We start from the raw sequence: 26,055 nt of genomic DNA, 5'->3' as shown, positions 1-26,055 counted from the left end.
GGAAGACCCTACGGCCACGTCCCGGCCGGCCCCCTCACGCCAGGTGCAGCGTGCGGGCCGCCTCCGAGATGGACCCGGTGAGGGAGGGGTAGATGGTGAAGACGTTGGCGAGCTGGTCCACGGTGAGCCGGTGGGCGACGGCGATGGTGATCGGGTAGATCAGCTCGCTCGCGCGCGGGGCCACGATCACGCCTCCGATCACCACGCCCGACGACCGCTCGGAGAAGAGCTTGATGAAGCCCTCCTTGATGCCGAGCATCTTGGCCCGCGGGTTGCGGGCCACGGGCAGGCGGGTGATCGCGCCGTCGACCTCGCCCGACTCGATCTGCTTCTGCGTCACGCCGATGGTCGCGATCTCCGGCGCGGTGAAGATGTTCGCGGCGACGGTGCTCAGGTCCAGCGGCGCGACGGCGTCACCGAGGGCGTGCCACATGGCGATGCGGCCCTGCATGGCCGCCACGGAGGCGAGCGGCAGCACGCCGGTGCAGTCACCGGCGGCGTAGATGCGGAAGGCGCGGGTGCGCGAGACCCGGTCGACCTTGATGTGCCCGGACTCGGAGAGCTCCACGCCCGCCTCCTCCAGCCCGAGGCTCGCCGTCGCCGGCACGCCGCCGACCGCCACCAGGCAGTGCGAGGCCTCGACGACCCGGCCGTCGGCGAGCTCGACCTCGACCCCGTCACCGGTGCGGCGCACCGCCGCGGCGCGCGAGCGGGAGAGCACCGTCATGCCACGGCGGCGGAACACACCCTCGATGAGCTCGGCCGCGTTCTCGTCCTCGCCCGGCAGCACCCGGTCCCGGGAGGAGACGAGGGTGACCCGCGCGCCGAGCGCGTTGTAGGCGCCCGCGAACTCGGCGCCGGTGACGCCGGAGCCGACCACCACGAGGTGCTCGGGGATCTGGGTGAGGTTGTACATCTGCGCCCAGGTGAGGATCCGCTCGCCGTCGGGCCGGGCGGTCGGCAGCACCCGCGGGGTGGCGCCGGTGGCCACGAGGATGATCTCGGCCACCAGCTCCCGCTCGCCGCCGTCGGCCAGCTCGACGTGGACCAGGCGCGTGCCCTCCGCGCTGATCGTCGGCCCCACCCTGCCGGTGCCGGCGACGATCTCGATGCCCTCCTTCTCGAGGCGGGCCCGGATGTCCTTGGACTGCTTCTGCGCCAGGCGCATCACGCGCTGGTCGACGATGTCCATGTCCGCGCGCAGGGCGCCGGGATCGCCGTCGGGCCCTCCGTCGGCGCCGATGCCGAGCTCCCCCGCCTGCTCGGTGACGGTGAGCCACTCGGCCGTGGCGATGAGGGTCTTGGACGGGACGACGTCGGTGAGGACTGCTGAGCCGCCCATGCCCTGCCGCTCGACCACCTGGACGCGGGCGCCGAGCTGGCTGGCGACGAGGGCGGCCTCGTAGCCGCCGGGACCGCCGCCGATGATTACCACGCGCGACCCCTCACGCACCGGTGAGGCGCCGGCGCCGTGGTCGCGGCGGTGGTCGGGCTCGGCGGTGGCGGCACCGGTGTGCTCGACGGCGGGGGGCGGGACGGGTCCGGAAGGCGTGCTCACCCGACGCATTCTGCCCGTCCCGCTCGCCGGACGCCCCTTTCGGGCCCGGGAACGCCGGCCGGGCGACCGCGGGGGCGCGGGGGCGCGTCGAACGCGCCGCTCCGCCGTCGAGAGAACCGCCCCGCCGCCGCGCGAGCCGCTCCGCCGTCGAGAAGGCCGCCCCGCCGTCGAGAGCGCCCGGACTGTCTGCAGCGCCGCTCCGCCGTCGCCGCCGGTAACGGGACGGGACTCGCGATAACGTCGGACCATGGACCACGCCGCGTACGACGCCACCGCCGGTGCCGACCTGGACGCCCCCGCGACCGATCCCTTCGCCGTCGCCCGCGAGGCCGCCGACCTGCTGGCACAGAGGACCGGCGTCGAGCGGCACGACGTCGCCCTCGTGCTGGGCTCCGGGTGGGGCGGGGCCGCCGACCTGCTCGGGGAGAAGGTCGCCGAGATCCCCGCGGTCGAGCTGCCCGGCTTCAGCGCCCCGGTCGTCGTGGGGCACGGCGGGACCCTGAGCTCGGTGCGCATCGAGGGCACGGACCGGTACGCGCTCGTGCTCGGCGCCCGCACCCACTTCTACGAGGGGCTCGGTGTGCGCCGCGTGGCCCACGGCGTGCGCGTCGCGGCCGCTGCCGGTGCCTCGACCGTCGTCCTCACGAACGGCTGCGGCGGGCTGGACCCGCAGTGGGCGCCCGGGACGCCGGTGCTCATCAGCGACCACATCAACCTGACCGGGGCGTCCCCGCTCGAGGGTGCCACCTTCGTTGACCTCACCGACCTGTACTCCTCGCGGCTGCGCAGGATCGCCCACGACGTCGACCCCTCCCTCGCCGAAGGGGTGTACGTGCAGTTCCGCGGCCCCCACTACGAGACCCCGGCCGAGGTGCAGATGGCGAGCCGCATCGGCGGCCACCTCGTGGGCATGTCGACGGCCCTCGAGGCCATCGCGGCCCGCCAGGCGGGGCTGGAGATCCTCGGGATCTCCCTGGTCACGAACCCTGCGGCCGGCATCTCGCCCGAGCCGCTCTCGCACGAGGAGGTCCTCGAGGCCGGCCGCGCCGCCGGCCCGCGGATCTCCCGCCTGCTCGCGGACATCGTCCGCAGCCTGTGAAGCACGACGCCCTGAGGAGAACCGACACCATGACTGTCACCGCAGACGAGGTCCGCGCCTGGATCGCCGCCGATCCGGACGAGCGCACCCGCGCCGAGCTGGCCGAGCTGCTCGAGCAGGCCTCCGGCACGGGCGAGGAGGCCGCCGCCGCGCAGGCCGACCTCGACTCGCGGTTCTCCGGCCCGCTGGAGTTCGGCACCGCCGGGCTCCGCGGCGAGCTGGGCGGCGGGCCGCACCGGATGAACCGGGCGGTCGTCATCCGGGCCGCTGCGGGCCTCAGTGACTTCCTGGCGCGCGAGGTGGGCCGGGACTTCACGGTCGTCATCGGCTACGACGCCCGCTACGGCTCGGCCCGGTTCGCCAAGGACACGGCCGCCGTCGTCACCGCCGCGGGCGGCCGCGCCTTGCTTCTTCCCGCACCCCTGCCGACGCCGGTGCTCGCCTTCGCCGTCCGGCACCTGGGTACCGACGCCGGCGTGATGGTGACCGCGTCCCACAACCCGCCGCAGGACAACGGGTACAAGGTCTACCTGGGAGGCCGGGCCGTGACCGGCGCCGGCCAGGGTGCCCAGATCGTGCCGCCCTACGACGCGCGGATCGCCGAGCGCATCGCCGCCGCGCCCGCGGCGACCGACGTGCCGCTCGCCGACGGGTGGGAGGTGCTCGGCGACGACGTCCACGAGGCGTACCTGCAGCGGGTGGCCTCGCTCCTCCCCCCGCGGCACACCCGTGAGGTGCGCATCGTGTACACGCCGATGCACGGCGTGGGCGGGGCGACGGCGGTCGAGGCGCTGCGCCGGGCGGGCTTCAGCGACGTCCACGTGGTGTCCGAGCAGGCGCAGCCGGACCCGGACTTCCCCACGGTCGCCTTCCCGAACCCCGAGGAGCCCGGCGCCCTGGACCTCGCCCTCGACCGGGCGCGCGCCGTCGACGCCGACCTCGTGATCGCGAACGACCCGGACGCGGACCGGTGCACCATGGCGGTGCCCGACCGCAACCAGGTCGGTGGATGGCGTCAGCTCACCGGCGACGAGATCGGGGCCCTGCTCGGCGAGCAGACCGCCGTCGCCGCCGCGTTCGCCGGGCGCGGCGTGCTCGCCAGCTCCGTCGTCTCCTCGCGTCTGCTCGAGCGGATCGCCGACTCCCACGGGCTGGAGCACCGCACCACGCTGACCGGCTTCAAGTGGATCGCACGGACCGAGGGGCTCGCCTTCGGCTACGAGGAGGCGATCGGGTACTGCGTCGACCCGGCAGCCGTGCGCGACAAGGACGGCATCTCGGCCGCCGTCCGGATCGCCTACCTCGCCGCCCAGCTCCGTGACCGCGGCGAGTCGTTCCTGGACGCCCTCGACCACCTCGCGCGGCGTCACGGTGTCCACGAGACAAGCCAGATCTCGGTCCGTGTCTCCGACCTGTCGCTCATCGCGGGCACCATGGCGCGGCTCCGCGCCGACGGGCCCGCCACGCTGGCCGGGTCGCCCGTGGTGACGACGACGGACCTGGCGGCCGGCTCCGCGGACCTGCCGCCGACGGACGGTCTGCTCTACCTCACCGCCGCGGGCGACCGCGTGATCATCCGGCCCTCCGGGACCGAGCCGAAGCTCAAGTGCTACCTCGAGGTCGTCGTACCGTCGACCACCGACGTGAGCACCGCCCGGCACACCGCCGCCGTGCGCATGGAACTCCTGCGATCGGACGTGGCGGGCGTCGTCGCGATGTAGGCACTGGCCGGCACGGCTTCGCTGCGGTGGGTGCGTGACGCCAGGACTGGCAGCACACGCTCCGCGCACCGTGCCGGCTTCGTCGCGCGCCCCCGACTTTTCTTGCCTTCTGTGCCTCTTTCTCCACAGGTCTGACTCGGCTGCCGGCCGATGTCAGCGGTCCGCCCTAGTGTTGGACACATGTTCGAGGACGAGGTCGGTGCGGCGGGCGGCGAGGCGGTTTCCAGCGCCTCGCCCGGCCTCGTGTCCGAGATCGAGCGGCTCTACGCCCATGTGCTGGCCGACTGGGCGGCGGCCGCGGAGGTTGTCCCGGTCGTGGTCGAGAACGGTTCCTCCCGGTTCGAGCTGTACCTGTCGTCCCGACGTCCGGACGTACTGACCGCGGCGCGCGAGACCGGCCGACCCGTACGTGGCGCGGGTGCTGGCGCGGATGCGTTGGCCGACCCAGGAACACCCGCCGCCACGGACGCACCCGCTGGCGCGGACGCCTTGGCCGACCCGGGAGCACCCGCCCCCACGGACGCACCCGCTGGCGCGGACGCCTTGGCCGACCCGGGAGCACCCGCCCCCACTGACGCCGCCAGCGACCCCGGCGCACCCGCCGACCCGCACGCACGAGCTGGCACGGCCAGCTCCGCCGCTCATGGCGGGGCGGTGCCGTGGTGGGCGGCGGTTCCGACCGGTGCGGCCCCTGCGCCGAGCACTGCGCCGCCTGCCGCGGACGACCCTGCACTGAGGGAGGCGCTTGAGCGGGGACTGGTTGACCGGGAGGCCGACGCGGTCGGGGCCACGGTCCTCGAGACCCTGCCCGGCGGGGCCGAGCTCGCCGCCCTGCTGGCCCCACTGGTGGCCGGGGAACTCGGAGCGGCGACCCTGGTGGAGGCGATCGCCGGGTACGAGCGGATCGCGTCGTGGGCCATCGCCCGGCAGGCCCGGCTCGTGCTGGAGCTGACCGACAGGCAGGGCACCTCGTCGAAGGCTGCAGAGCAGGCCGCGGCGGAGATCGGCGCCCGCCTGGGCTCCACCTCCGCGGTGGGGTCGGCCAAGGTCAACCTCGCCGCCAGCCTGGACAGCTACCCGGAGGTCGCCGACGCCCTGTCCACCGGACGCATCGATACCCGCAAGGCCAACATCCTCGCCACGACCGAGCCGGGCCTCAGCGTGCGTGAGCACCGCCGCGTGGTCACCGGCCTGCTCAAGGACGCCGACCGCGTCTCCGGCCCTAAGCTTCGCCAGCGGATACGGGCCGCGGCCCTGTCGGTCAACCCGGACGCGGGCCGTGAGCGGCGCAAGAAGGAGCACGCGGCCCGGCAGGTCACCCTGACCCCGGCCGCTGACGGGATGGCCTGGATCACCGCCTTCCTGCGTGCGGACGCCGCCCGTACGGTCAAGGTCGCCCTCGACTCCCTGGCCGAGGCCGCCGTCGCCGACTCCGACCCCGGCCAGGACCCGCGCACCCGGGACCAGGTCCGCGCCGACGCCTTCGTCGACCTCTTCACCGCCGTCCTGGACCGCGGCGTCGACCTCGCCGGCCACCCCCTGCCCACCGGGACCCCCGCCCGTGCCGGGGCCCAGATCACCGTCGGGGCCGGCACGCTGCTTGGGCTGGACGAGCAGGCCGGCTACCTGGCCGGGTACGGGCCCATCCCGGCCGAGCTCGCTCGCGAGATCGCGCAGGACGCCACCTGGCGGGCCTTGTTCACCGACCGGGACGGCCACTTCAAGGACCTCTCCACCCGCGCCTACCGGCCCGGGGCCGAGTTGAGCCGAACCATCCGGGCTCGGGATGTCACCTGCACCTTCCCCGGGTGCACCCGCCCCTCGATCGTCTGCGACCTCGATCACCGCATTGCGTACAACCCCGCCATCGCCCACCTCGTCAAGCAGACCAGCGCCTGCAACCTGCATCCGCTGTGCCGCCGGCACCACAACCTCAAGACCACCAAGCGCTGGGACGTCATTCGCGAGCAGGACGGCACCGTGCTCTGGATCCCTGCCCGCACGCGTCACCGCTACCGCCACACCCCCGACCCGCTCGCCGGCACCCCGCAAGCCGTCGACCCGTGGGCCACGATCACCGGCGTCGGCAGCGACCCTCCGTTCTGATCGCCCCTCAGGGATTCTCCGTCGGGCCCCCGGCCGGGCTGCCCCACCCCTCGCGCGCCCTCGTTGACGCCGCACCGTCGCGGCGGCGAACCCTCACACCGGCGAACCCGCCCACCACGGCGAGGAGCCGACGCACGCCTGTGCGCCGGCTTCTCGCCGTGTCAGGCGGCAGCGGCATCAACCCCCGTGACTGTCAGAGCATGCCCTTGGGGTGCCACACGGTCTTCGTCTCGGTCAGCGCGGTGATCCTGCCGAGCGAGGGCGCGGGCACGCCCTCGACGGGCGCCAGCACACGCTTGAGCGTGTCGGCCGCGGCGATCTCCAGGTCGACCCAGTCCAGCGCCCCGGCACCGGCGAGGTCGAGTGCGTTGACGTCGGCGTGCGCGGCGAGCCACGGCGTGATCTCCGCCGGCGAGCCGGTGAGGACGTTGACCACACCACCGGGCACGTCGGAGGTGGCGAGCACCTCCGAGAGGCTGATGGCCGAGAGCGGCGCGGCCTCGGACGCCACGACCACCACCGTGTTGCCCGGCACCAGCGCCGGCGCCAGCACGGACACGAGCCCCAGCAGGGCCGAGTCCTGCGGGGCCACGATCGCCACCACGCCGGTCGGCTCGGGTGCCGAGAGGTTGAAGTACGGTCCCGCCACGGCGTTGGCGTTCCCCGCCACCTGGGCGTACTTGTCGGCCCAGCCGGCGTACCAGACCCACACGTCGATGGCTGCGTCCACCTGGGCCGCCGCGGCCGCCGCGGCGACCCCCTCGGTCTCGCGGACCTCCTCGACGAACTGAGCCCTGCGGCCCTCGAGCAGCTCGGCGATCCGGTACAGCACCTGCCCCCGGTTGTACGCCGTCGCCCCGGCCCATCCCGGCTGGGCGGACCGCGCCGCCCGCACGGCGTCGCGGGCGTCCTTGCGGCTCGCCCGGGACGCGTTGGCGAGGAACCGTCCGTCCGCCGTCGTCACCTCGTAGGTCCGCCCGCTCTCGGAGCGGGGGAACTTCCCGCCGACGAACAGCTTGTACGTCTTCGGCACCGCCAGGCGGGTCATCGCACCGACTCCTTCGTGGTCGCTCCGCTCGACGTCAGCCCGACCGTGCCCGCCGACGGCTCAAGGTAGGCCGCGAGACCGTGCCGCCCACCCTCACGGCCGTAGCCGGACTCCTTGTAGCCGCCGAACGGGGACGCTGGGTCGAACCGGTTGAAGGTGTTCGCCCACACCACGCCGGCGCGGAGCTGGTCGGCGACGGCGAGGATCCGGCTGCCCTTCTCGCTCCAGACCCCGGCCGAGAGACCGTACGGGGTGTTGTTCGCCTTCTTCACCGCCTCCGCGGGCGTACGGAACGTCAGCACCGACAGCACCGGCCCGAAGATCTCGTCCCGGGCGATGCGGTGCGAGGTGGAGACGTTCGTGAAGATCGTCGGCGCGTACCAGAATCCGGTCTCGGGGATCGTGCACGGCGCCGTCCACCGCTCGGCCCCCTCCTCCTCGCCGATGCGCGAGAGGGTGCGGATGCGGTCGAGCTGCTCGGCGGAGTTGACCGCGCCGATGTCGGTGTTCTTGTCGAGCGGGTCACCCAGACGCAGGGTGGACAGGCGGTCCTTGAGCCGCTCGACGACGTCGTCGTGAATGTTCTCCTGGACCAGCAGGCGCGACCCGGCGCAGCAGACGTGGCCCTGGTTGAAGAAGATGCCGTTGACGATCCCCTCGATCGCCTGGTCGAGGGGTGCGTCGTCGAAGATGATGTTGGCCGCCTTGCCACCCAGCTCGAGCGTGACCTTCTTGCCCGTCCCGGCCACGGACCGTGCGATCCCTCGCCCCACGGCGGTCGAGCCGGTGAACGCGACCTTGTTCACGTCCGGGTGGTTGACGAGCGCCTCCCCGGTGTCGCCGGCGCCGGTGACGATGTTGACGACCCCGGGCGGCAGATCCGCCTGCTGGAGGATCTCGGCGAACAGCAGCGCCGTCAGCGGCGTGGTCTCCGCCGGCTTGAGCACCACCGTGTTCCCGGCCGCGAGCGCCGGCGCGATCTTCCACGCGAGCATCAGCAGCGGGAAGTTCCACGGGATCACCTGTGCGGCGACCCCCAGGGACCGCGGCGCGGGCCCGAGCCCGGCGTGGTCGAGCTTGTCGGCCCACCCCGCGTAGTAGAAGAACCACGCCGCCACGAGCGGGACGTCGACGTCGCGGCTCTCCTTGATCGGCTTGCCGTTGTCCAGACTCTCGGCGACGGCGAGCTCCCGCGAGCGCTCCTGGACGAGGCGGGCGATGCGGAACAGGTACTTGCCCCGGTCGGTGCCGCTCATCCGGGACCAGGTCTGGTCGTAGGCGCGGCGGGCGGCGGCGACGGCGCGGTCCACGTCGGCGGCGTTGGCCGCGGAGACCGTGGCGATGTGCTGCTCCGTCGCGGGCGAGATCGTCGCGAACGAGGATCCCTCCGCGTCGACGAACTCGCCGTCGATGAAGAGCCCGTAGGTCTCGCGCAGGTTGAGGATCGCCGTGGACTCCGGCGCGGGTGCGTAGTCGAGGAAGCTCATGGGACCTCAGTCGATCGTGACGTAGTCGGGGCCGGAGTAGTGGCCGGTGGAGACGCGCTGGCGCTGGAGCAGGACGTCGTTGAGCAGGCTCGACGCGCCGAAGCGGAACAGGTGCGGGTCGAGCCACTGCTCCCCCACCGTCTCGGCGACGGTGACCACGTACTTGATGGCGTCCTTGGAGGTGCGGATCCCGCCGGCGGGCTTGACGCCGATCTTCTCCCCGGTGAGGCGGTGCCAGTCGCGGACCACCTGCAGCATCAGGAGCGTGACCGGCAGCGTCGCCGCGGGCGAAACCTTGCCGGTGGAGGTCTTGATGAAGTCGCCGCCCGCGAGGATCGCGAGCCAGGAGGCGCGGCGGACGTTGTCGTACGTCGCCAGCTCCCCGGTCTCGAGGATGACCTTCAGGTGCGCGAACGTGCCGTCCGGCCGCCTGCAGGCCTCCTTGACTGCGACGATCTCGTCGAAGACCTTCCCGTAGCGCCCGGAGAGGAACGCCCCGCGGTCGATGACCATGTCGATCTCGTCGGCGCCCGCGGCCACGGCGTCGGCGGTGTCGGTCAGCTTGACCTCGCGCGAGGCGCGCCCGCTGGGGAAGGCGGTGGCGACGGCGGCCACGTTGATCCCGCCGGCGTCCAGTCCCTTGAGGGGGCCGAGGGCCTCGACGGCGGCCGGCACCATGTCCCCGTAGACGCACACCGCGGCGGGATGGGGAGTGGTCGGGTCGGAGGGGTCCGGGCTCACCGCCTTGGCGACGAGGGAGCGCACCTTGCCGGGAGTGTCGGCACCCTCGAGGGTGGTCAGGTCGATCAGGGAGATGATCTTGTCGAGGGCCCACGCCTTCGACGTCGTCTTGATCGACCGCGTCCCCAGCCCGGCGGCGCGCTGGTCGAGACCCACCGCGTCCACGCCCGGCAGCCCCTCGAGATGCAGGCGCAGGCTCTTCTCGGTCAGGTCGGTGCCGAGCACCTGCACGGCCCGGGCGGCCGGCGCCAGGGCGGCCGTCTGCAACGTCATCGTTCCTCCACCTGCTTGAGCCGCGTACGGGCGGGAGTCTCCGTACGGGCGGGACGAGCGCGGGCGGGACGCCGGACGCTCGGTGCCCCGCCGCCCGTGGGAGGGCGGGGGGACACCTGCTAGCTAGAACTCCTCCTCGGCCTCGCCCTCGTCGCCCTCCTCGTCCATGCCGGGCACCTCGGTGAGCTGCTCGGCGACGTCGGCGTGGTCCGCCTCGCGGGTGGCCGAGACGAGGTCGGGATCGGGCTCGTACTCCTCAGGCAGGTCGGCCGGGTCCTCGGTGACGAGGTGGTCCTCCGCCAGCGTCTCCGGGTCCAGCTCGATGGCGGTGCTGTCGGGCTGCTCGCTCATTGCTCCTCCTCGAACGGTCACGGATTCGTCTGCCCAGCCTGCCCCGCGGGGCTGGGCGGCGCAAGGGAATCGGAGGCCGGTGCCGGGCGGGGCAGCAGCACCCAGCACACGTGCGTCCAGCCACCCAGAGCAGGGTGCGGCGTGGTCCGGCCGAGCAGCTCGGCGACGCGCACCTGGTGCACCCGACCGTCGGAGGGGTCGTACACGTGCAGGACGGGGTGGCCGTCGCGGTCGTGGCCGCGGTGGGGCGCCCCCTGCGGCGGAGGGACCGCGAGCACCACGTGGCGCGGGACGGCGGCCGCGAGGCCGTCGCCGAGGTCTCCGCCGGTGTAGAGCGGGACGGGGATGCCGTCCAGGGTGGCCGCGTGAGCCTGGGAGAGCATCGCGGCGCCGACCGGGGAGGCGTCGTCGACGGGGACGGCCCGATAGCGCACACCGGGGAACCGCGCCTCGCGGGCGGCGGTCCAGGGCGGGGTGCCGAGCGCCCCTGGCCAGCGCAGCGGACCGAGGGCGTGCGCGCCGGTGCGCGCCTTGATGTGCCGTTGCGCCGCGGCGATCCGGCCGGCGGCGTCGGGTGCCTGAGGGCCGGGCGGGATCTCAGGCGGGAGCCGGTGCGGCGGCAGCGCGGCGGGGATGCTGCCGTCCTCGAGCCAGGTGGCGAGCAGCGGGTCGCCGGTGGCGGCGAGCATGAGCAGGGCGGTCGAGCCGCAGGTGGTCGGGTCGCTCTGCCTGGCAGGTGCGCCGCCGAGCGTGACGAGCTGGGGCCGCACGGGCCGCGGGTCGCGGGTCGCGCGCGGACGGACGGGAGACGGACGCGCGGTTGGCGGGCGAGCTGTTGACGTACGAGCAGCTGGCGGAGAGTCAGCTGGCGGAGAGTCAGCTGGCGGAGAGTCAGCTGGCGGAGAGTCAGCTGGCGGAGAGTCAGCCGCAGGACGGACCAGACGGCCCAGGACCGTTCCGAGGTGCACGTGCCGCCAGCCGGGGTGGGTCATGGACGACAGGGTGCCGGACGTGCCGACGGCGAGCGACCCGGCGGGGCGCCGGACGTACCGACGGCGAGCGACCTGGCAGGGTGGACGACGCGTGCCGGACCTGCCGGCAGCCGGCGCTCCGGCCGCCGGTTCCCTGCCGTCAGGCGGTCACCCGGCCGAGCACGATGGAGCGGTCCCGGACGCCACCGTCGGGCTCGACGGTGACGGCCCCGGCGAGCGCCTCCTTGGCCCGCGCGAAACGCTCGGGGGTCGCGGTGTGGAGGGTGAGCAGCTTCTGCCCCGCCCGGACCCGCTCCCCCGGCTTCGCGTGGATCTCGATCCCGGCGACGGCCTGGACCGGGTCCTCCTTGCGGGCCCGCCCGGCGCCGAGCCGCCAGGAGGCGACTCCGACGTCGTACGCGTCGAGGCTCGTCAGCACCCCGTCGGTCTGGGCCACGACGTCCTCGGTGTGCTCGGCCACGGGCAGCGGGGCGTCGGGGTCGCCGTCCTGGGCGGCGATCATCCTGCGCCAGACGTCCATGGCCCGCCCGTCCTTCAGCGCTGCCTCGGGATCGACGTCGTCCCGGCCGGCTCCCGCGAGCATCTCCCGCGCCAGGGCGACCGTCAGCTCGACGACGTCGGAGGGCCCGCCGCCGGCGAGGACCTCCACCGACTCCCGCACCTCCAGGGCGTTGCCGACGGTCAGGCCCAGCGGGGTCGACATGTCGGTGAGCAGCGCGACCGTGCGCACGCCGGCGTCGGTGCCGAGCGCCACCATCGTCTCCGCGAGCTGCCGGGCCCGGTCGAGGTCCTTCATGAACGCGCCCGAGCCGACCTTCACGTCGAGGACCAGCGAGCCGGTGCCCTCGGCGATCTTCTTGCTCATGATCGAGGAGGCGATGAGCGGGATGGACTCCACCGTCGAGGTCGTGTCGCGCAGCGCGTAGAGCTTCTTGTCGGCCGGTGCGAGCCCGGAGCCGGCGGCGCAGATGACTGCACCGACGTCCTCGAGCTGGGCGAGCACCTCCTCGTTCGACAGCGCGGCCCGCCAGCCCGGGATGGCCTCGAGCTTGTCGAGGGTGCCGCCGGTGTGGCCCAGACCGCGCCCCGACAGCTGGGGCACCGCGACCCCGAAGACCGCGACGAGCGGAGCCAGCGGCAGGGTGATCTTGTCGCCCACGCCGCCGGTGGAGTGCTTGTCCGACGTCGGCCGCGAGAGCGCCGAGAAGTCCATCCGCTCCCCGGACCGGATCATCGCGTCGGTCCACCGGGCGATCTCGGCCCGCCCCATGCCGTTGAGGAAGATCGCCATGGCGAGGGCGCTCATCTGCTCCTCGGCGACGACGCCCCGCGTGTACGCGTCGATGACCCAGTCGATCTGCTCGCCGCTCAGCTCCTCGCGGTCGCGCTTGGCGCGGATGACGTCGACGGCGTCGAAAGGCTCGCTCATGCCTGTTCTCCAGGTGTTCGGGACCGGTTCTCGAGGTAGTCGGGGCCGAACGCGTCCGGCAGGACCTGGGCCAGCGTGCGCACCCCGGCCGGCATCAGCATCTCGAGCTCGGGACCGCCGTGCTCCCAGAGGAGCTGGCGGCACCGCCCGCACGGGACGAGGATGCGGCCGTCGCCGTCGACGCACGTGAACGCGACGAGACGACCGCCTCCCGAGCGCACGAGCTCGGAGACGAGCCCGCACTCCGCGCACAGGGTGACGCCGAGCGCCGCGTTCTCCACGTTGCACCCGGACACGGTGCGCCCGTCCTCCACGAGCGCGGCCGCACCCACCGGGTAGCCCGAGTACGGCGCGTACGCCCGCGTCATGGCCTCGGTGGCGAGGTCGCGCAGCAGGGCCCAGGTGGCGTCGTCGGTGCCCATGGACGGTTCTCCGCTCACTTGATGTAGGGGATGTTCTCCGCGGCAGGTGCCCGCACCCGGCCGACGAGGCCCGCGACGGCGAAGATCGTCACGGCGTAGGGCAGCATCAGCAGGAACTCGGACGGCACGGTCGAGCCGATGGTCGACAGCACGTTCCCGAGGTTCTTGGAAAAGCCGAACAGCAGCGCCGCCGCCACCGCGCCGGTGGGGTTCCACTTGCCCAGGATCATCGCCGCGAGGGCGATGTAGCCCTGGCCGGCGGACATCTCCTTGCCGAACGCCAGCCCGGAGCCCACCGTGAAGAACGCGCCGCCCAGGCCGGCGATGGCGCCGCCGAAGATGGTGTTGACCACGCGGGTGCGGTTGACCTTGATGCCCACGGTGTCCGCGGCCTTCGGGTGCTCGCCGACGGCGCGCATGCGCAGGCCCCAGCGGCTGCGGAAGACGAAGATCTGCAGCAGGATCACGGCCGCGTACATGATGTAGACGAGCAGCGTCTGCCGGAACAGCACGGGCCCGATCACGGGGATCTCGGACAGCAGCGGGATCGGCAGCTCGGGCAGGCGCTGGTTGGCGTTCCAGGTGGCCTTGTCCTCGGTGAGCACCGTGGAGAACAGGAAGCTGGTCACGCCGACCACCAGCACGTTGAGCACGACGCCGACGATGATCTGGTCCACCCAGTACCGCACCGCGAAGAAGACCAGCAGCACGCCGACGAGGGCACCGGCGATCGGCGCGGCGATCATGCCGAGGTAGGCGCTGGAGGTCAGCGAGCCGACCACGGCGGCCAGGAAGGCCCCGCCGAGCAGCTGGCCCTCGATGGCGATGTTGACGATGCCGGAGCGCTCGCAGACCACGCCGCACAGGGCGCCGAAGACGAGCGGGACGGACAGCGCCAGGGCGCCGGAGAGAAGCGTGGTCACCGGGATGACGGTCGAGCGGCCGGCGCCCACGTAGGTGAGGAACGTCAGGACGAAGGCGATCCCGAAGACGACGGGGATCCACCTGGGCACGTCGCGCCGGTTCCTGGTCAGCCAGAGCGCGAGGACCGTCAGCACGGCCATCACGGCCACCAGCAGCCAGTTCGTCAGTGCCGCGGGCACCGCGAAGTTCGGGATCTGGAAGAAGTCGCTGCCGCGCGAGAGCTGGTAGATGGTCTCGCCCTCGAGGCCGGGCAGGAGGGTGAAGAGCAGCAGGGCGGCGATCGTCAGGACGCCGTACAGCACGGGCCAGCGCCAGCTGATGGGCTTGAGGACGACGTCCCCGCGCTGCTGCGGCCGGGCCTGCTCGGTGATCGCGGTACTCATGCCGCCGCCTCCTTCACGACCGGGGTGCGCGCACCCCGCGGGCGGGCCCCCGGTGCGGGGAGCCGGAAGATCGCGCGCACCAGGGGCGGGGCGGCGATGAGAAGCACGATGATCGACTGCACCACGAGGATGATGTCGATCGGGGTCTGGGTGGTGGACTGCATGAGCACGCCCCCCGCGCGCAGCGCGCCGAAGAGCAGACCTGCGAGGAACGTGCCCACCGGCCGGGACCGGCCGAGCAGGGCCACCGTGATGGCGTCGAAGCCGTAGCTGGCTGCCACGCCCGCGGTCAGGGCGCGCTCGGTGCCGAGCACCTGGGCCGACCCGGCCAGCCCGCACAGGGCGCCGGAGATGACCATGGTCAGCACGACGACGCGGTTGACCGAGATGCCGGCGGTGCGCGAGGCGCTCGGGTTCGAGCCCGCCGCACGGATCTCGAAGCCGATGGTCGAGCGCTCGAGCAGCCACCACACGAAGAACGTCGCCGCGATCGCCAGCAGGAACCCGGCGTGGAGCCGGAAGCTGGGCCCGAGCAGGAGCGGGTACGCGGCCGAGTCCGAGGGGATGTCCGGTGACTTCGGGAACGGGGAGTTCGGCAGCCGGAACGCCTGCGTGGTCAGGAGGTAGGCGACCAGGTAGACGGCGATGTTGTTGAGCATGATCGTCACGATCACCTCGTTGGCCCCGGTGCGGGCCTTGAGGAAACCGGCGATGCCGGCCCAGATGGCACCGCCGAGGGCGGCCCCGATCGCGGCCAGCGTCACGTGCAGCACGACCGGGAGGTCGAACGTGAAGCCGATGAACGCGCCGAAGATGCCGCCGAGGACGATCTGCCCCTGGGCGCCGATGTTGAACAGGCCGGCGCGGAAGCCGACCGCCAGGCCCAGGCCCGCGAGGATGAGCGGCACGGAGAAGACGAGGGTCTCGGTCAGCGGCCGGATCGCGCGGCTGAAGGTCTCGGCGCGGAAGTCGTAGATCGCGCCGCGGAACATGGCCCGGTACGCGCCGTAGACGGAGTCCCAGGCGGCCGTGAAGAAGTCGGCGGGCCGGGCGAAGAGGTAGGTCGCGGTCTCCTGCACGCGCGAGTCGGCCAGCGCGATGAGCACGCCGCCGATCACCAGGGCGACGACCACCGCGAGGACCGACACCAGCCAGCTGCCCGAGAGCAGCTCCCGGAAGAACTGCCCCGTGCGCGTCTCGCGGCCACCGGTGCTGCCGCGCACCGTCGAGCCGGGCGCCCCCTCCGGGGCCGGCACCTGCTCGCCCTGCGCGACCACGTCGCCGGGCTGTGCCGCGGTCTGCGGGTTCTCGTTGACGGGGTCGGTCACGACGTTCCCTCCTGCTCGGCGACGGCGTCGGCCGCGGCCAGGGTGGTCTTGTGCTCGGCGGCCTGCACCTGCGCCTCCTCGAGGGGGACGCCGGCCATCATGAGGCCGAGCACGTCACGGTCCGTACCGCCGTCGACGATGCCGACGATCTGGCCGCGGTACATCACGGCGATGCGGTCGGCGAGCGCGAGGACCTCGTCGAGCTCGGTGGAGACGATCACGACCGGGGTCCCCTTGTCCCGCTCCTCGACGATGCGCTTGTGCATGAACTCGATGGAGCCCACGTCCAGACCACGGGTGGGCTGGGAGGCGACGAGGACCCGCAGCGGGCGGGACATCTCGCGGGCGATGACCACCTTCTGCTGGTTGCCGCCGGAGAGGGTGGAGATCGGGTCCGCCGTCGACGTGAGCCGGACGTCGAACTCGCGCGCGCGCTTCTCGGCGTTCTCGCGGACCACCGCCGGGCTCATCGCCAGCCCGGAGGCGAAGGGCTCGGTGTCGTAGAGGTCGAGCACGAGGTTCTCGGCCACGGAGAAGGAGGAGATGATGCCGTCGGTGGACCGGTCCTCCGGGACGAACCCGACGCCGGCCCGCAGCCGCTCCTTGACCGTCCGGCCGGTGAGCTCCTCGCCCTCGAGGGTGATGGAGCCGGAGACCGGTTCGGTGAGCCCGAGGATGGTCTCGGTGAGCTCGGTCTGGCCGTTGCCCTGCACGCCGGCGACGGCGAGGATCTCGCCGCGGCGCACGGCGAAGCTGACCCGGTCGACCATCGTCTTCCCGGCCGGGTCCAGCACGGTCAGGTCGGAGACGACGAACGACTCCTCGCCCCCCTGCGCGGGCGCCTTGTCCACGCCGAGGTTCACGGAGCGGCCGACCATCATGGAGGCCAGCTCGGTCTCCGACGAGGTAGGACTCGCCTCGCCGACGACCTTGCCGCGGCGGATGACGGTGATGCGGTCGGCGACGGCACGGACCTCGCGCAGCTTGTGGGTGATGAACACGATCGACGTGCCGCTCGCCTTGAGCTGACGCATGATCTCGATGAGCTCGTCGGTCTCCTGCGGGGTCAGGACCGCCGTCGGCTCGTCGAGGATGAGCACCTCGGCGTCACGGGAGAGCGCCTTGATGATCTCCACGCGCTGCTGCGCGCCGACGGGGAGGTCCTCGATGTAGGCGTCCGGGTCGACGTCGAAGCCGAAGCGGTCGGAGATCTCCTTCACCCGGCGCCGGGCCTCGTCGACCTTGATGAGTCCGGCGGCGCCGACGGGCTCGTAGCCCAGGGCCAGGGACTCGGCCACCGTGAAGACCGGGATGAGCATGAAGTGCTGGTGCACCATGCCGATACCGGCGGCGACGGCGTCGCCCGGGCCGGAGAACGTGACCGGTCTGTCGTCGAGGAGGATCTGCCCGTCGTCGGGGGTGTAGAGCCCGTAGAGCACGTTCATGAGCGTGCTCTTGCCGGCGCCGTTCTCCCCGAGAAGGGCGTGGATCTCGCCTGGCTCGACCACCAGGTCGATGTGATCGTTCGCGACCAGGGGCCCGAAGGCCTTGGTGATCCCGCGCAGTTCTAGCTTCACGTCCGTGGGCTCCATCCGGTTCGGCAGGCGCCGGTCGATTCAGGTACCGCATCGTCACGGTACCGGGGGCGAGCGTGTGACGGCCCGACCACCAGGGCCGGGCCGTCACGGTGCTTCAGCGGTCAGATGCTCACGGTGCGTTAGGCGTCTCCACGACGAGCTCGCCCGAGATGATCTGCTCCTGCAGCTGGGCGACCGCGTCCTTGACCTCCTGCGAGACCTCGGCGTCGAAGTCGTGGAACGGGGCCAGGCCCACGCCCTCGTTCTCCAGCGTGCCGACGTACGGCTCAGGGGTGAAGTTGTCCTCGACGGACTCGGTGATGGTGTCCTGGACCGCCTGGCCGATCTTCTTGACCACGGAGGTCAGCACGATGTCGCCGTACTCCGTCGACTCGTACCAGTCGGAGTCCACGCCGATGATCTTCACGTCGCCCGCGGCCTTCGCGGCCGCCGCGGCGCCGAGGCCGACCGGGCCGGCCACCGGCATGACGATGTCGGCGCCCTGGGCGATGAACTGCTCGGTCAGGGTCTGGCCGTTGGCCTGGTTGTCGAAGTCACCGGTGAAGGAGCCGTTCTGGGCCTCCTTGTCCCAGCCGAGCAGCTGGACGTCGGCGCCGTTGTCCTCGTTGTACTTGGCGACGCCGTCGGCGAAGCCGTCCATGAAGATGGAGACGGACGGGATCTGCATGCCGCCGAAGGTGGCGACGGTGCCGGTCTTGGTCGTCGCGGCGGCGACGTAGCCGGCGAGGTAGGAGGCCTCGGCGGTGTTGAAGAGGATCGGCTTGGCGTTGTCGAGCTCGACCGGCGCGAAGTCCGGGCCGGAGAACGCGGAGTCGATGAGGGCGAAGTTCGTGTCCGGGTTCGCCTCGGCGGCCTGCTGGATCGGGTCCTCGAGGAGGAAGCCGACACCGATGGTCAGGTCGCAGCCCTGCTGGACCATCGAGTCGACGTTCGGGCCGTAGTCGGAGTCGGCCTGGGACTCGGCGTCCGCCTGCTCGATGCCGAGGTCCTCGACGGCGGCCTGGAGGCCCTCGTACGCGGACTGGTTGAAGGACTGGTCGTCCCAGCCGCCCTGGTCGGAGACGACGCAGGCGAGGAAGTCGGCGTTGTCACCCCCGGCCGCGCTGGTGCCGCCGTCACCGGTGGCGTTGCCGGCGGGCTCGTCCTCGGGCGCTGCGCCACAGGCCGCGAGCGCGAGGGCGGCGGTCGCAGCAAGCGCCGTCGCGTAGATGCTCTTCTTCACGCGTATCTCCTGCATGTGTGGGGCCGAGGCCCGTGGAGCCGGGTCGCACGCTCTTCAGGGAGAGCACCCGTCCGCGCGGTCCTGGATCGGCGGTCAACAGGCCGACATTAACCCGCCCGGCCCGCGGGGCGAGCCACATCGTGAGATCTTCGGGGAAAGCGTTACCGAAATGTTTCACTTGCGGTAACGGCTCAGGGGGCCGGTCCGGGCCCAAAGTCCCAGGATCCGGCCGGGCCCGTCCCGATTCCGGGGCGGTCACGACGCCGCCGCGGCCGCCTCCGCCGTCGTCCGGGCCCCCTCGCCGATCTGCCCGTCGCCGGCGAGCAGTGCCGTGCGCACGAGGACCCTGGCGCCGATGGCGATCGCGCGTTCGTCGAACACGATGTCCCCTCGGTGGAGGTCGTACGACGGTCCGCCCGGTGCGCGGGTCCCCAGCCGGACCAGCGCCCCCGGTACCCGGGTCAGGTACCAGGCGAAGTCCTCGCCGCCGAGGGACTGCTCGGTCAGGACGACAGCGTCGGGACCGATGACGTCCTTGGCGGCGGCGTCGACCACGCGCACCGCGCGCTCCTCGTTGACCACCGGCGGGATGCCGCGGGCGTAGCTGAGGGAGACCTCGACGTCGTAGGGGGCGACGACGTGGTCCACCGACTCCTGGACGATCTTCGCGGCCCGGTGCCACTCGCGTGAGTCGAGGCTCCGGATGGTGCCGGTGACCGACCCCGTGGCCGGGATCGCGTTGGCCGCCTTGCCCGCGTGGACGGCGCCCCAGGTGAGGTTGACGCCGGCACGGGGGTCCATCCGCCGGCCGAGGACGGCGGGCAGGGTCGTGATGAGCTGGCCGAGGGCGAAGACGACGTCGCCCGTCAGGTGCGGCCGGGAGGTGTGACCGCCGTCGGAGGTCACGGTGATGGTGACGGTGTCCGAGGCCGCGGTGATCGCGCCGATGCGGGAGCCCACCTGCCCCACCGTCACCTTCGGGTCGCAGTGGAGCGCGTAGATCTGCTCCACGCCGTCGAGCGCGCCCTGGTCGATGGCCGCCACGGCACCGCCCGGCTGCACCTCCTCGGCGGGCTGGAAGATGCAGCGCACCCCGACCGGGAGCTTGCCGTCGTCGTCGAGCTGCTTGAGCGTGAGGGCGGCGCCGAGCACGGCGGTGGTGTGGATGTCGTGCCCGCAGGCGTGGGCGTACCCGTCGCGGGTGGAGGCGAACGGCAGGCCCGAGGTCTCGGTCAGCGGCAGGGCGTCGAGGTCGCCGCGCAGGCCGATGCGGCGGCGGCCGTGATCCCGGGGGTCGGCGCCGATGTTGACGATCAGCCCGCTGCCCTTGAGCGGGCGGGGCTCGAGCCCGGCGGCCCGCAGCTTCTCGGCGACGTACGCCGTCGTCTCGTGCTCCATCCAGGCCGGCTCGGGATGGGCGTGGAGGTGCCGGCGCACGGCGATGAGGTCCGGCTCGAGCCCGGCGACGATCGCGTTGACGCGCCGGGCGACGGCCGAGCCGGTCGGGGCTGGGACGGGTCGCACGGGATCGACCCTAGTCCGCCGCCGGACCGCCCGCAGCGCCCGGTGCGGGGCCGGCGCCCCGGCGTGGCCGCGCCGGGGCGGCGCGCGTCACCGGAGGTGGTCGCGCGCCTCGCCGAGGCTCTCGACGACCCCCTTGACCCGCTGGGCGTGCTCGCGGGTGGTGATCAGCAGCGCGTCCGGGGTGTCGACGACGACGAGGCCCGGGACGCCGAGCACCGCGATCGTCCGCCCGGTGCCGGGCACGACGAGGGCGCCCTCGGCGTCGTCGGCCAGGACCTGGCCGCGCTCCCCCAGCACCCGCACCCCGTCGTCCCCGGCGGGGACGAGACCGGCCAGGCTGGCGAAGTCCCCGACGTCGTCCCAGCCCATCGCCGCGGGCACGACGGCGACGCCGCCCTCCGCGGCGACCGGCTCCGCGATCGCGTGGTCGATGGCGATCTTCTCCAGCGTCGGCCAGACCCGGTCCAGCACGGCCTTCCGGGCGGGGGTGTCCCAGGCGTCGGCGATCTCGTCGATCCCGGCGTGCAGCACGGGCCGCTGGGAACGCAGGTGGTCGAGGAGGACGTCCGCCCGGACCACGAACATGCCTGCGTTCCAGCGGTACTCCCCCGTCGCGAGGTACTCGGCGGCCGTGGCGGCGTCGGGCTTCTCGGTGAAGCCGAGGACGTGGCGGGCGGTGGGCGCCGGGGTGCCGTCCGCGAGCGCGACCGGGTCGCCGGAGCGGACGTACCCGAAGGCGGTGGACGGGTGGTCGGCCTCGATGCCGATCGTGACCACGTAGCCGGCCCGGGCGACGGTGACGGCCTCCCGCACGGCCCGCTCGAACGCCGCCTGGTCGGCGATGACGTGGTCCGCGGCGAACGAGCCGACCACGACGTCGCCGTGGCGGCGGCGCACGACCGCGGCCGCGAGCGCGATCGCCGCCATGGAGTCGCGCGGGCTCGGCTCGGCGAGCAGGTTCTCCTCGCCGACGTCCGGCAGCTGGTCCAGCACCGCGGGGGCGTGGGCGCTGCCGGTGACCACGACGACGCCGCCTCCCTCGGTGAGCGCGCGCAGCCGGTCGTGGGTCTGCTGCAGCAGGGTGCGGCCCGAGCCGGTCAGGTCGAGGAGGAACTTCGGCGCGCCACGGCGCGAGAGCGGCCACAGCCGGGTGCCCGCACCCCCGGCGGGGACGATGGCGTGCAGCGGCTCGGGCGGGTTCTGCGGCATGGCCCCAACCCTACGAGACCGGGTCCTCGACCCGGGAGCCAGCGAGGACGAGGCGCGCGACGGTGCGCCAGACGCCGTCGTCGCCGTGCTCGTACAGGCGCATGCTGCCCTGGGCGTAGGTGGCCTCGAAGTCCGCGACCAGCTCCATGGCCGCGTCGAGGGAGCCGTCGTCGAGGTCGTGGGCGACCGTGACGTGCGGGTGGTACGGGAACCGCAGCTCCTGGGCGAGCAGCCCCGTGCGCACCTCCCGCTGGAGCGCCTCGCAGCGGTCCGCCCCACGGACCACGTTGACGAAGACCACGGGGCTGACCGGCCGGAACGTGCCGGCCCCCCTCAGAGCCATGACGAACGGCGTGGTGCGCGCGGCGATCGTCGCCAGGTGCTCGGTGACGTCGTCGATCTGGTCCGCCTCCACCACCGTCGGCGGCAGGAGCGTGACGTGGGGCGGGATCGAGCGCGCCATCGGGTCGTGGAGGCGGGCGCGCACACCCTGCAGCCAGGTCGAGTAGGGCGGCGGGATCTGCAGCGCGACCCCGATGCGCACCTGGCCCGCGCGACGTTCCGGTAGGTGCACGGCTCAGCAGTTCCCGGGGCCCGGGATCGAGGGGTGGGTCGGCGTCGGCACCCGGACATCTTGGCAGGTACGGACCTCTTTGACCACGTTCTGGCACGCCTGCCGGACGGCGGCCGTCGCGTACCCGGCAGCCTGACGTCCCGCTGCCGGGGCGATGAACCCGCGATGTTCGACCTTGTGCGGTTTTGGTCGGGCTGGCACACTTCGGTCATGGTCACCGACGGGGTCCCGCTTCTCGCCCGCCAGCGGCAGGACTACATCCTCGGTCAGGTCGCCCGGCACGGCGGCGTGCGCGTCGCGGAGGTCGTCGACGCGCTCGGCGTCTCCGAGATGACCGTCCGCCGTGACATCACCGACCTGGTCGCGCGCGGGCTGGTGGACCGGGTGCACGGTGGCGCCGTCGCTCCGGCGGGGGCCGCCGAGGAGCCGTACTTCCGCACGAAGGAGTCCCACCAGCAGGCGGAGAAGGCCGCCATCGGCGAGCTCGCGGCGGCGCGGGTGCGTCCGGGCGACTCCGTCGCCCTCACCGGCGGGACGACGACGCTCGCCGTCGCCCGGGCCCTCTCCACGCTCCCGCACCTGGGCACCCTGACGGTGATCACCAACTCGCTGCCCGCCGCGCAGGTCCTGCACGAGGCGGTGGAGCAGGCTCGCGCCGAGTCCCGGCCCGCGCCGACCGTCCTCCTCACGGGCGGGGAGCGCACGCGCTCGGACGCCCTCGTCGGGCCCGTCGCGGTGGACACGCTGCGCACACTGCAGGTGGAGTGGGCGTTCCTCGGCGCGCACGGCTTCGACCCGGGCATCGGCCTGATGACGCCCAACCTGTCGGAGGCCGCGACGAACGCCGCGATGGTGGCCAGCGCCCGCACCCCGGTCGCCGTGCTCGACGCCTCCAAGTGGGGCGTCCTCGGGCTGCGGACCTTCTGCGCGGTGCAGGACATCGCCGTCCTCGTCACCGACGCCGACCCCGGGGACGCCACCCGCGAGGCCGCCGAGCGGCACGGCATCCTCCTCGAGGTGGCCGGCACGGAGGCGGCACGATGACCGGGACCGCACGCGTGCGCCGCACGTCCACCCGCCTCGCGGACGGGCGTGAGCTGATCTACTTCGACGACTCCGAGCCGTACGTCTCCGGCGGCGCGACCCGCCGCCTGGACGACCCCCGGCCGCTCCCCCACCGCTTCGCCGACGTCGTCGGGCCGGACGGCACGACGCGCCCGGCGACCGCCCCCGAGATGCGGTACGACGTCCTCACCGGCGAGTGGGTCCCGATGGCGAGCCACCGGATGAACCGCACGTTCCTCCCGCCGGCCGACGCCAACCCCCTCGCCCCGGCACGGCCGGGGGCCGCGTACTCCGACGGCGAGATCCCGGACACCGACTACGACGTCGTCGTCTTCGAGAACCGCTTCCCCTCGCTGGTGGCCGTCCCGGGCGTGCCGGACCAGGTCACGCACCTGGACGGCGAGGAGCTCTGGCCCACGCGGCCGGCCTCCGGACGCTGCGAGGTCATCTGCTTCTCACCGGACCCGTCCGGCTCGCTCGCCGGCGTGGGCACGCGCCGGATGCGCACCGTCATCGAGGCGTGGGCGGACCGCACGGCCGCGCTCGGGCAGCTGCCCGGCGTCGAGCAGGTCTTCTGCTTCGAGAACCGGGGCAAGGAGATCGGGGTGACGCTGCACCACCCGCACGGGCAGATCTACGCATACCCCTACCTGGCCCCGCGCACGGCGACGATGCTGCGCCAGGCCCGGGCCCATCGCGAGCACACCGGGGGGAACCTGCTCCGCGACGTGCTCGAGGCAGAGCTGCGGGCCGGCCGGCGCGTCGTCGCGGAGTCCGAGCACTGGGCGGCGTACGTCCCCGCCGCCGCACGCTGGCCCGTGGAGATCCACCTGGCGCCGCGCCGGGACGTGCCTGACCTGCCCGCGCTGACGGACGCCGAGCGGGCCGATCTCGCCCGGCTCTACCTGCGGGTGCTGCAGGCGGGCGACCGGTTCTTCACGCACCCGGAGGGCTCGCGCCACGCCGGCGAGCCGATCACGCTCCCGTACATCGCGGCCTGGCACCAGGCGCCGGTCCGTGAGGGCAGGGAGGACCTGCGGCTGCACCTGCAGCTGTTCTCCGTGCTCCGGGCGCCGGGGAAGCTGAAGTACCTGGCCGGCTCCGAGTCCGGCATGGGGGCCTGGATCTCGGACACGACGCCGGAGCGCATCGCCGACCGGTGGCGCGAGGTCGTCTCCGACGACGTCGAGGAGCCGGGCGCGTGAGCGGCGGCCCGCGCGGTTCCTCCCCGCAGCCCGCCGTGCCGTCGCCGCAGCCCGCGTGGGACGACGCCACCGGCGCCGCCCGGGTTCGCGCGCTGTTCGCGACCACCTTCGGGGGCGAGCCCGACGGCGTGTGGTCGGCGCCGGGGCGGGTCAACATCGTCGGCGAGCACACCGACTACAACGGCGGGCTGTGCCTGCCGATCGCCCTGCCGCACCGTACCTACGTGGCCGTCGCCGCGCGCCCGGGCACCCGCCGGCTGCGCCTCGTCAGCGCCCAGGAGCCGGGGCCCGCGCGCGAGGTGGACCTCGACGCGGTCGGTCCCGTCGGCACGACCGGCGAGGTGCGCGGCTGGGCCGCGTACGTCGCGGGCGTCCTCTGGGCGCTGGAGGCCGAGGGCCTCGCCGCCGGGCTCCCCGGGCTGGACGTCGCCGTCGACTCGTGCGTGCCGGCCGGTGCGGGGCTGAGCTCGTCGGCGGCGCTGGAGTGCGCCGTCGCCGTCGCGGTGGACGACCTCGCAGGGCTCGGCCTGGCCGGTCCCGCCGGGGCGCCCGACGACGGCGGCCGGGCGCGTCTCGCCGCGGCGTGCGTCCGGGCCGAGAACGAGGTGGCGGGTGCCCCCACCGGCGGCATGGACCAGGCGGCGGCGCTGCGCGCGCTGGCCGGTCACGCCCTGCTGCTCGACTGCCGGGATGGGCAGGTGGAGCACGTGCCGCTCAACCTCACCGCCGCGGGCCTGGAGCTGCTGGTGATCGACACGCGCGCCGAGCACCGCCTCGTGGACGGCCAGTACGCGCGCCGCCGCCAAGTCTGCGAGGCCGCGGCGACGGTGCTCGGGGTGCCGGACCTGCGGGCGGTGGCCGAAGACATCGGGAGCGGCGCCACCACGCTCGACGAGGTCCTGCCGCGCCTGGCGGACGACGAGCAGCGCCGCCGGGTCCGGCACGTCGTCACCGAGATCGAGCGGGTGCGCACGCTGGTCGGCCTCCTCGGGGACGCCGAGGGGCTGGCCGGCCCGGCCCTGAGGCGGGCCGGGGCGGTGCTGGACGCCTCGCACGAGTCCCTGCGTGACGACTACGAGGTCTCCAGCCCCGAGCTCGACCTCGCCGTGGCCGCGGCCCGAGAGGCCGGGGCGCTCGGCGCACGCATGACGGGAGGAGGGTTCGGCGGCTCGGCGATCGCCCTCGTGGAGGCGGGAGCGACGGGCGAGGTGATGTCCGCCGTCGCCGCCGCGTTCTCGGCGGCCGGGCTGGCCGACCCCGCCTTCCTCCGCGCGACGGCGTCGGGCCCGGCGGGGCGAGCGTCCGGCTGAGCCTGCCCCACGCCCGCGTCGACGACCCGAGACGACGGCGGCCGCTTCGCCGGGCCGTCCGCGGAAACTCGCCCCACCGGCTGGCGGCCGGAGTACCGTGTCCGCATGACGGACGGCGAGAAGCCTGACGGCACGGCACGGGAGCGTCTCCTCACGCTGCGCGCGGCCACCGAGGCCCGCCTGGCGGCGCTCGACGGCACCTTCGAGGAGGTCGTCGCCGCGAGCGAGGGCGCCAACGCCGACGACGAGCACGACGCGGAGGGCACCACCATCGGCTACGAGCGCGCCCAGGTGGTCGCGCTCACCGAGAGCGCGCGGCACACGCTCGGCGAGGTCGACGCCGCGCTCGAGCGGCTGGACCGGGGCACGTACGGCGTCTGCCAGAACTGCGGCAACCCCATCGAGCCGGGCCGTCTCGAGGCGCGGCCCACCGCGACGCTCTGCGTCTCCTGCGCCCGAGCCGCGGCTCGCTGAGGCGAGCAGCTG

General features: G+C 73.5%; 22 protein-coding genes. 7 read left to right on the top strand and 15 right to left on the bottom strand.

What is annotated here, in order from left to right:
• Positions 1 to 34: 34 nt before the first annotated feature.
• Complete coding sequence (locus ABD774_RS10855; protein WP_345041025.1) at positions 35 to 1,453, bottom strand: NAD(P)H-quinone dehydrogenase; 1,419 nt, start codon at positions 1,451 to 1,453, stop codon at positions 35 to 37.
• Between the two features lie 352 nt (positions 1,454 to 1,805).
• On the opposite strand from ABD774_RS10855, the gene ABD774_RS10850 reads away from it, so the two are divergent.
• The 3 genes from ABD774_RS10850 to ABD774_RS10840 all read left to right on the top strand — a co-directional run bounded on the left by ABD774_RS10850 (position 1,806) and on the right by ABD774_RS10840 (position 6,484).
• Positions 1,806 to 2,657, top strand: a complete 852-nt coding sequence (locus ABD774_RS10850; protein ID WP_345040871.1) for a purine-nucleoside phosphorylase — start codon at positions 1,806 to 1,808, stop codon at positions 2,655 to 2,657.
• Positions 2,658 to 2,686: 29 nt separating this feature from the next.
• Positions 2,687 to 4,378, top strand: coding sequence for a phospho-sugar mutase (locus ABD774_RS10845; protein ID WP_345040869.1), 1,692 nt, complete (start codon positions 2,687 to 2,689; stop codon positions 4,376 to 4,378).
• Positions 4,379 to 4,558: 180 nt separating this feature from the next.
• On the top strand, positions 4,559 to 6,484 hold the full coding sequence (locus ABD774_RS10840; RefSeq protein ID WP_345040867.1) for an HNH endonuclease signature motif containing protein: 1,926 nt from the start codon (positions 4,559 to 4,561) through the stop codon (positions 6,482 to 6,484).
• A 193-nt stretch (positions 6,485 to 6,677) separates the two neighbouring features.
• On the opposite strand, the gene ABD774_RS10835 is transcribed toward ABD774_RS10840, so the two are convergent.
• The 14 genes from ABD774_RS10835 to ABD774_RS10770 all read right to left on the bottom strand — a co-directional run bounded on the left by ABD774_RS10835 (position 6,678) and on the right by ABD774_RS10770 (position 21,989).
• Positions 6,678 to 7,532 carry an aldehyde dehydrogenase family protein gene (locus ABD774_RS10835; protein ID WP_345040864.1) on the bottom strand — a complete coding sequence of 285 codons (855 nt, stop codon included), beginning with the start codon at positions 7,530 to 7,532 and terminating at the stop codon, positions 6,678 to 6,680.
• Positions 7,529 to 9,019, bottom strand: coding sequence for an aldehyde dehydrogenase family protein (locus ABD774_RS10830; RefSeq protein ID WP_345040862.1), 1,491 nt, complete (start codon positions 9,017 to 9,019; stop codon positions 7,529 to 7,531). Before ABD774_RS10830 ends, ABD774_RS10835 begins: the two co-directional genes overlap by 4 nt.
• A gap of 6 nt (positions 9,020 to 9,025) precedes the next feature.
• A complete protein-coding gene (deoC, locus tag ABD774_RS10825; protein ID WP_345040860.1) occupies positions 9,026 to 10,033 on the bottom strand; it encodes a deoxyribose-phosphate aldolase in 1,008 nt (335 codons plus the stop codon).
• 123 nt (positions 10,034 to 10,156) lie between these two features.
• Entirely contained in the window at positions 10,157 to 10,384 is a 228-nt protein-coding gene (locus tag ABD774_RS10820; RefSeq protein ID WP_345040857.1) for a hypothetical protein, read from the bottom strand.
• 17 nt (positions 10,385 to 10,401) lie between these two features.
• Complete coding sequence (locus tag ABD774_RS10815) at positions 10,402 to 11,154, bottom strand: hypothetical protein (RefSeq protein WP_345040855.1); 753 nt, start codon at positions 11,152 to 11,154, stop codon at positions 10,402 to 10,404.
• 361 nt (positions 11,155 to 11,515) lie between these two features.
• On the bottom strand, positions 11,516 to 12,805 hold the full coding sequence (locus ABD774_RS10810) for a thymidine phosphorylase (RefSeq protein WP_345040853.1): 1,290 nt from the start codon (positions 12,803 to 12,805) through the stop codon (positions 11,516 to 11,518).
• A complete protein-coding gene (locus tag ABD774_RS10805; RefSeq protein ID WP_345041023.1) occupies positions 12,802 to 13,227 on the bottom strand; it encodes a cytidine deaminase in 426 nt (141 codons plus the stop codon). Before ABD774_RS10805 ends, ABD774_RS10810 begins: the two co-directional genes overlap by 4 nt.
• 14 nt (positions 13,228 to 13,241) lie before the next feature.
• Entirely contained in the window at positions 13,242 to 14,534 is a 1,293-nt protein-coding gene (locus tag ABD774_RS10800) for an ABC transporter permease (RefSeq protein ID WP_345040850.1), read from the bottom strand.
• Positions 14,531 to 15,862 carry an ABC transporter permease gene (locus tag ABD774_RS10795; protein ID WP_425554525.1) on the bottom strand — a complete coding sequence of 444 codons (1,332 nt, stop codon included), beginning with the start codon at positions 15,860 to 15,862 and terminating at the stop codon, positions 14,531 to 14,533. Before ABD774_RS10795 ends, ABD774_RS10800 begins: the two co-directional genes overlap by 4 nt.
• Positions 15,859 to 17,439: an ABC transporter ATP-binding protein gene (locus tag ABD774_RS10790; RefSeq protein ID WP_345040848.1), complete on the bottom strand. Its 1,581-nt coding sequence runs from the start codon at positions 17,437 to 17,439 to the stop codon at positions 15,859 to 15,861. The genes ABD774_RS10795 and ABD774_RS10790 overlap by 4 nt, the downstream gene beginning before the upstream one ends.
• Positions 17,440 to 17,569: 130 nt before the next feature.
• Positions 17,570 to 18,682 (bottom strand): BMP family lipoprotein, encoded by a 1,113-nt coding sequence (locus tag ABD774_RS10785; RefSeq protein ID WP_345040845.1) that lies wholly within the window; start codon positions 18,680 to 18,682, stop codon positions 17,570 to 17,572.
• Between the two features lie 255 nt (positions 18,683 to 18,937).
• On the bottom strand, positions 18,938 to 20,206 hold the full coding sequence (locus ABD774_RS10780) for an amidohydrolase (RefSeq protein WP_345040843.1): 1,269 nt from the start codon (positions 20,204 to 20,206) through the stop codon (positions 18,938 to 18,940).
• 87 nt (positions 20,207 to 20,293) lie between these two features.
• A complete protein-coding gene (locus ABD774_RS10775; RefSeq protein WP_345040841.1) occupies positions 20,294 to 21,415 on the bottom strand; it encodes a mannose-1-phosphate guanylyltransferase in 1,122 nt (373 codons plus the stop codon).
• Between the two features lie 10 nt (positions 21,416 to 21,425).
• On the bottom strand, positions 21,426 to 21,989 hold the full coding sequence (locus tag ABD774_RS10770) for a 2'-5' RNA ligase family protein (protein WP_345040839.1): 564 nt from the start codon (positions 21,987 to 21,989) through the stop codon (positions 21,426 to 21,428).
• Positions 21,990 to 22,199: 210 nt separating this feature from the next.
• On the opposite strand from ABD774_RS10770, the gene ABD774_RS10765 reads away from it, so the two are divergent.
• The 4 genes from ABD774_RS10765 (at position 22,200) to ABD774_RS10750 (ending at position 26,043) form a co-directional block, all read left to right on the top strand.
• Complete coding sequence (locus ABD774_RS10765; protein WP_345040836.1) at positions 22,200 to 23,033, top strand: DeoR/GlpR family DNA-binding transcription regulator; 834 nt, start codon at positions 22,200 to 22,202, stop codon at positions 23,031 to 23,033.
• Positions 23,030 to 24,259, top strand: coding sequence for a galactose-1-phosphate uridylyltransferase (gene galT / locus ABD774_RS10760; protein WP_345040834.1), 1,230 nt, complete (start codon positions 23,030 to 23,032; stop codon positions 24,257 to 24,259). The genes ABD774_RS10765 and galT overlap by 4 nt, the downstream gene beginning before the upstream one ends.
• On the top strand, positions 24,256 to 25,569 hold the full coding sequence (gene galK, locus ABD774_RS10755; RefSeq protein WP_345040831.1) for a galactokinase: 1,314 nt from the start codon (positions 24,256 to 24,258) through the stop codon (positions 25,567 to 25,569). The genes galT and galK overlap by 4 nt, the downstream gene beginning before the upstream one ends.
• A gap of 105 nt (positions 25,570 to 25,674) precedes the next feature.
• Entirely contained in the window at positions 25,675 to 26,043 is a 369-nt protein-coding gene (locus ABD774_RS10750) for a TraR/DksA family transcriptional regulator (RefSeq protein WP_345040828.1), read from the top strand.
• The last annotated feature ends 12 nt before the right edge of the window (positions 26,044 to 26,055 follow it).

The sequence above is a fragment of the Georgenia daeguensis genome (genome assembly GCF_039537705.1).
In the GTDB taxonomy this organism is placed as follows: Bacteria; Actinomycetota; Actinomycetes; order Actinomycetales; family Actinomycetaceae; genus Georgenia; species Georgenia daeguensis.
This window is presented reverse-complemented; position numbering and strand designations above follow the sequence as displayed.

Excerpts from the sequence above, each read along its gene's own strand:
- ABD774_RS10850 (WP_345040871.1), top strand. The coding sequence starts at position 1,806 with ATGGACCACGCCGCGTACGACGCCACCGCCGGTGCCGACCTGGACGCC.
- ABD774_RS10845 (WP_345040869.1), top strand. The coding sequence starts at position 2,687 with ATGACTGTCACCGCAGACGAGGTCCGCGCCTGGATCGCCGCCGATCCG.
- ABD774_RS10840 (WP_345040867.1), top strand. The coding sequence starts at position 4,559 with ATGTTCGAGGACGAGGTCGGTGCGGCGGGCGGCGAGGCGGTTTCCAGC.
- ABD774_RS10835 (WP_345040864.1), bottom strand. The coding sequence starts at position 7,532 with ATGACCCGCCTGGCGGTGCCGAAGACGTACAAGCTGTTCGTCGGCGGG.
- ABD774_RS10830 (WP_345040862.1), bottom strand. The coding sequence starts at position 9,019 with ATGAGCTTCCTCGACTACGCACCCGCGCCGGAGTCCACGGCGATCCTC.
- deoC (WP_345040860.1), bottom strand. The coding sequence starts at position 10,033 with ATGACGTTGCAGACGGCCGCCCTGGCGCCGGCCGCCCGGGCCGTGCAG.
- ABD774_RS10820 (WP_345040857.1), bottom strand. The coding sequence starts at position 10,384 with ATGAGCGAGCAGCCCGACAGCACCGCCATCGAGCTGGACCCGGAGACG.
- ABD774_RS10810 (WP_345040853.1), bottom strand. The coding sequence starts at position 12,805 with ATGAGCGAGCCTTTCGACGCCGTCGACGTCATCCGCGCCAAGCGCGAC.
- ABD774_RS10805 (WP_345041023.1), bottom strand. The coding sequence starts at position 13,227 with ATGGGCACCGACGACGCCACCTGGGCCCTGCTGCGCGACCTCGCCACC.
- ABD774_RS10800 (WP_345040850.1), bottom strand. The coding sequence starts at position 14,534 with ATGAGTACCGCGATCACCGAGCAGGCCCGGCCGCAGCAGCGCGGGGAC.
- ABD774_RS10775 (WP_345040841.1), bottom strand. The coding sequence starts at position 21,415 with ATGCCGCAGAACCCGCCCGAGCCGCTGCACGCCATCGTCCCCGCCGGG.
- ABD774_RS10765 (WP_345040836.1), top strand. The coding sequence starts at position 22,200 with ATGGTCACCGACGGGGTCCCGCTTCTCGCCCGCCAGCGGCAGGACTAC.
- galT (WP_345040834.1), top strand. The coding sequence starts at position 23,030 with ATGACCGGGACCGCACGCGTGCGCCGCACGTCCACCCGCCTCGCGGAC.
- ABD774_RS10750 (WP_345040828.1), top strand. The coding sequence starts at position 25,675 with ATGACGGACGGCGAGAAGCCTGACGGCACGGCACGGGAGCGTCTCCTC.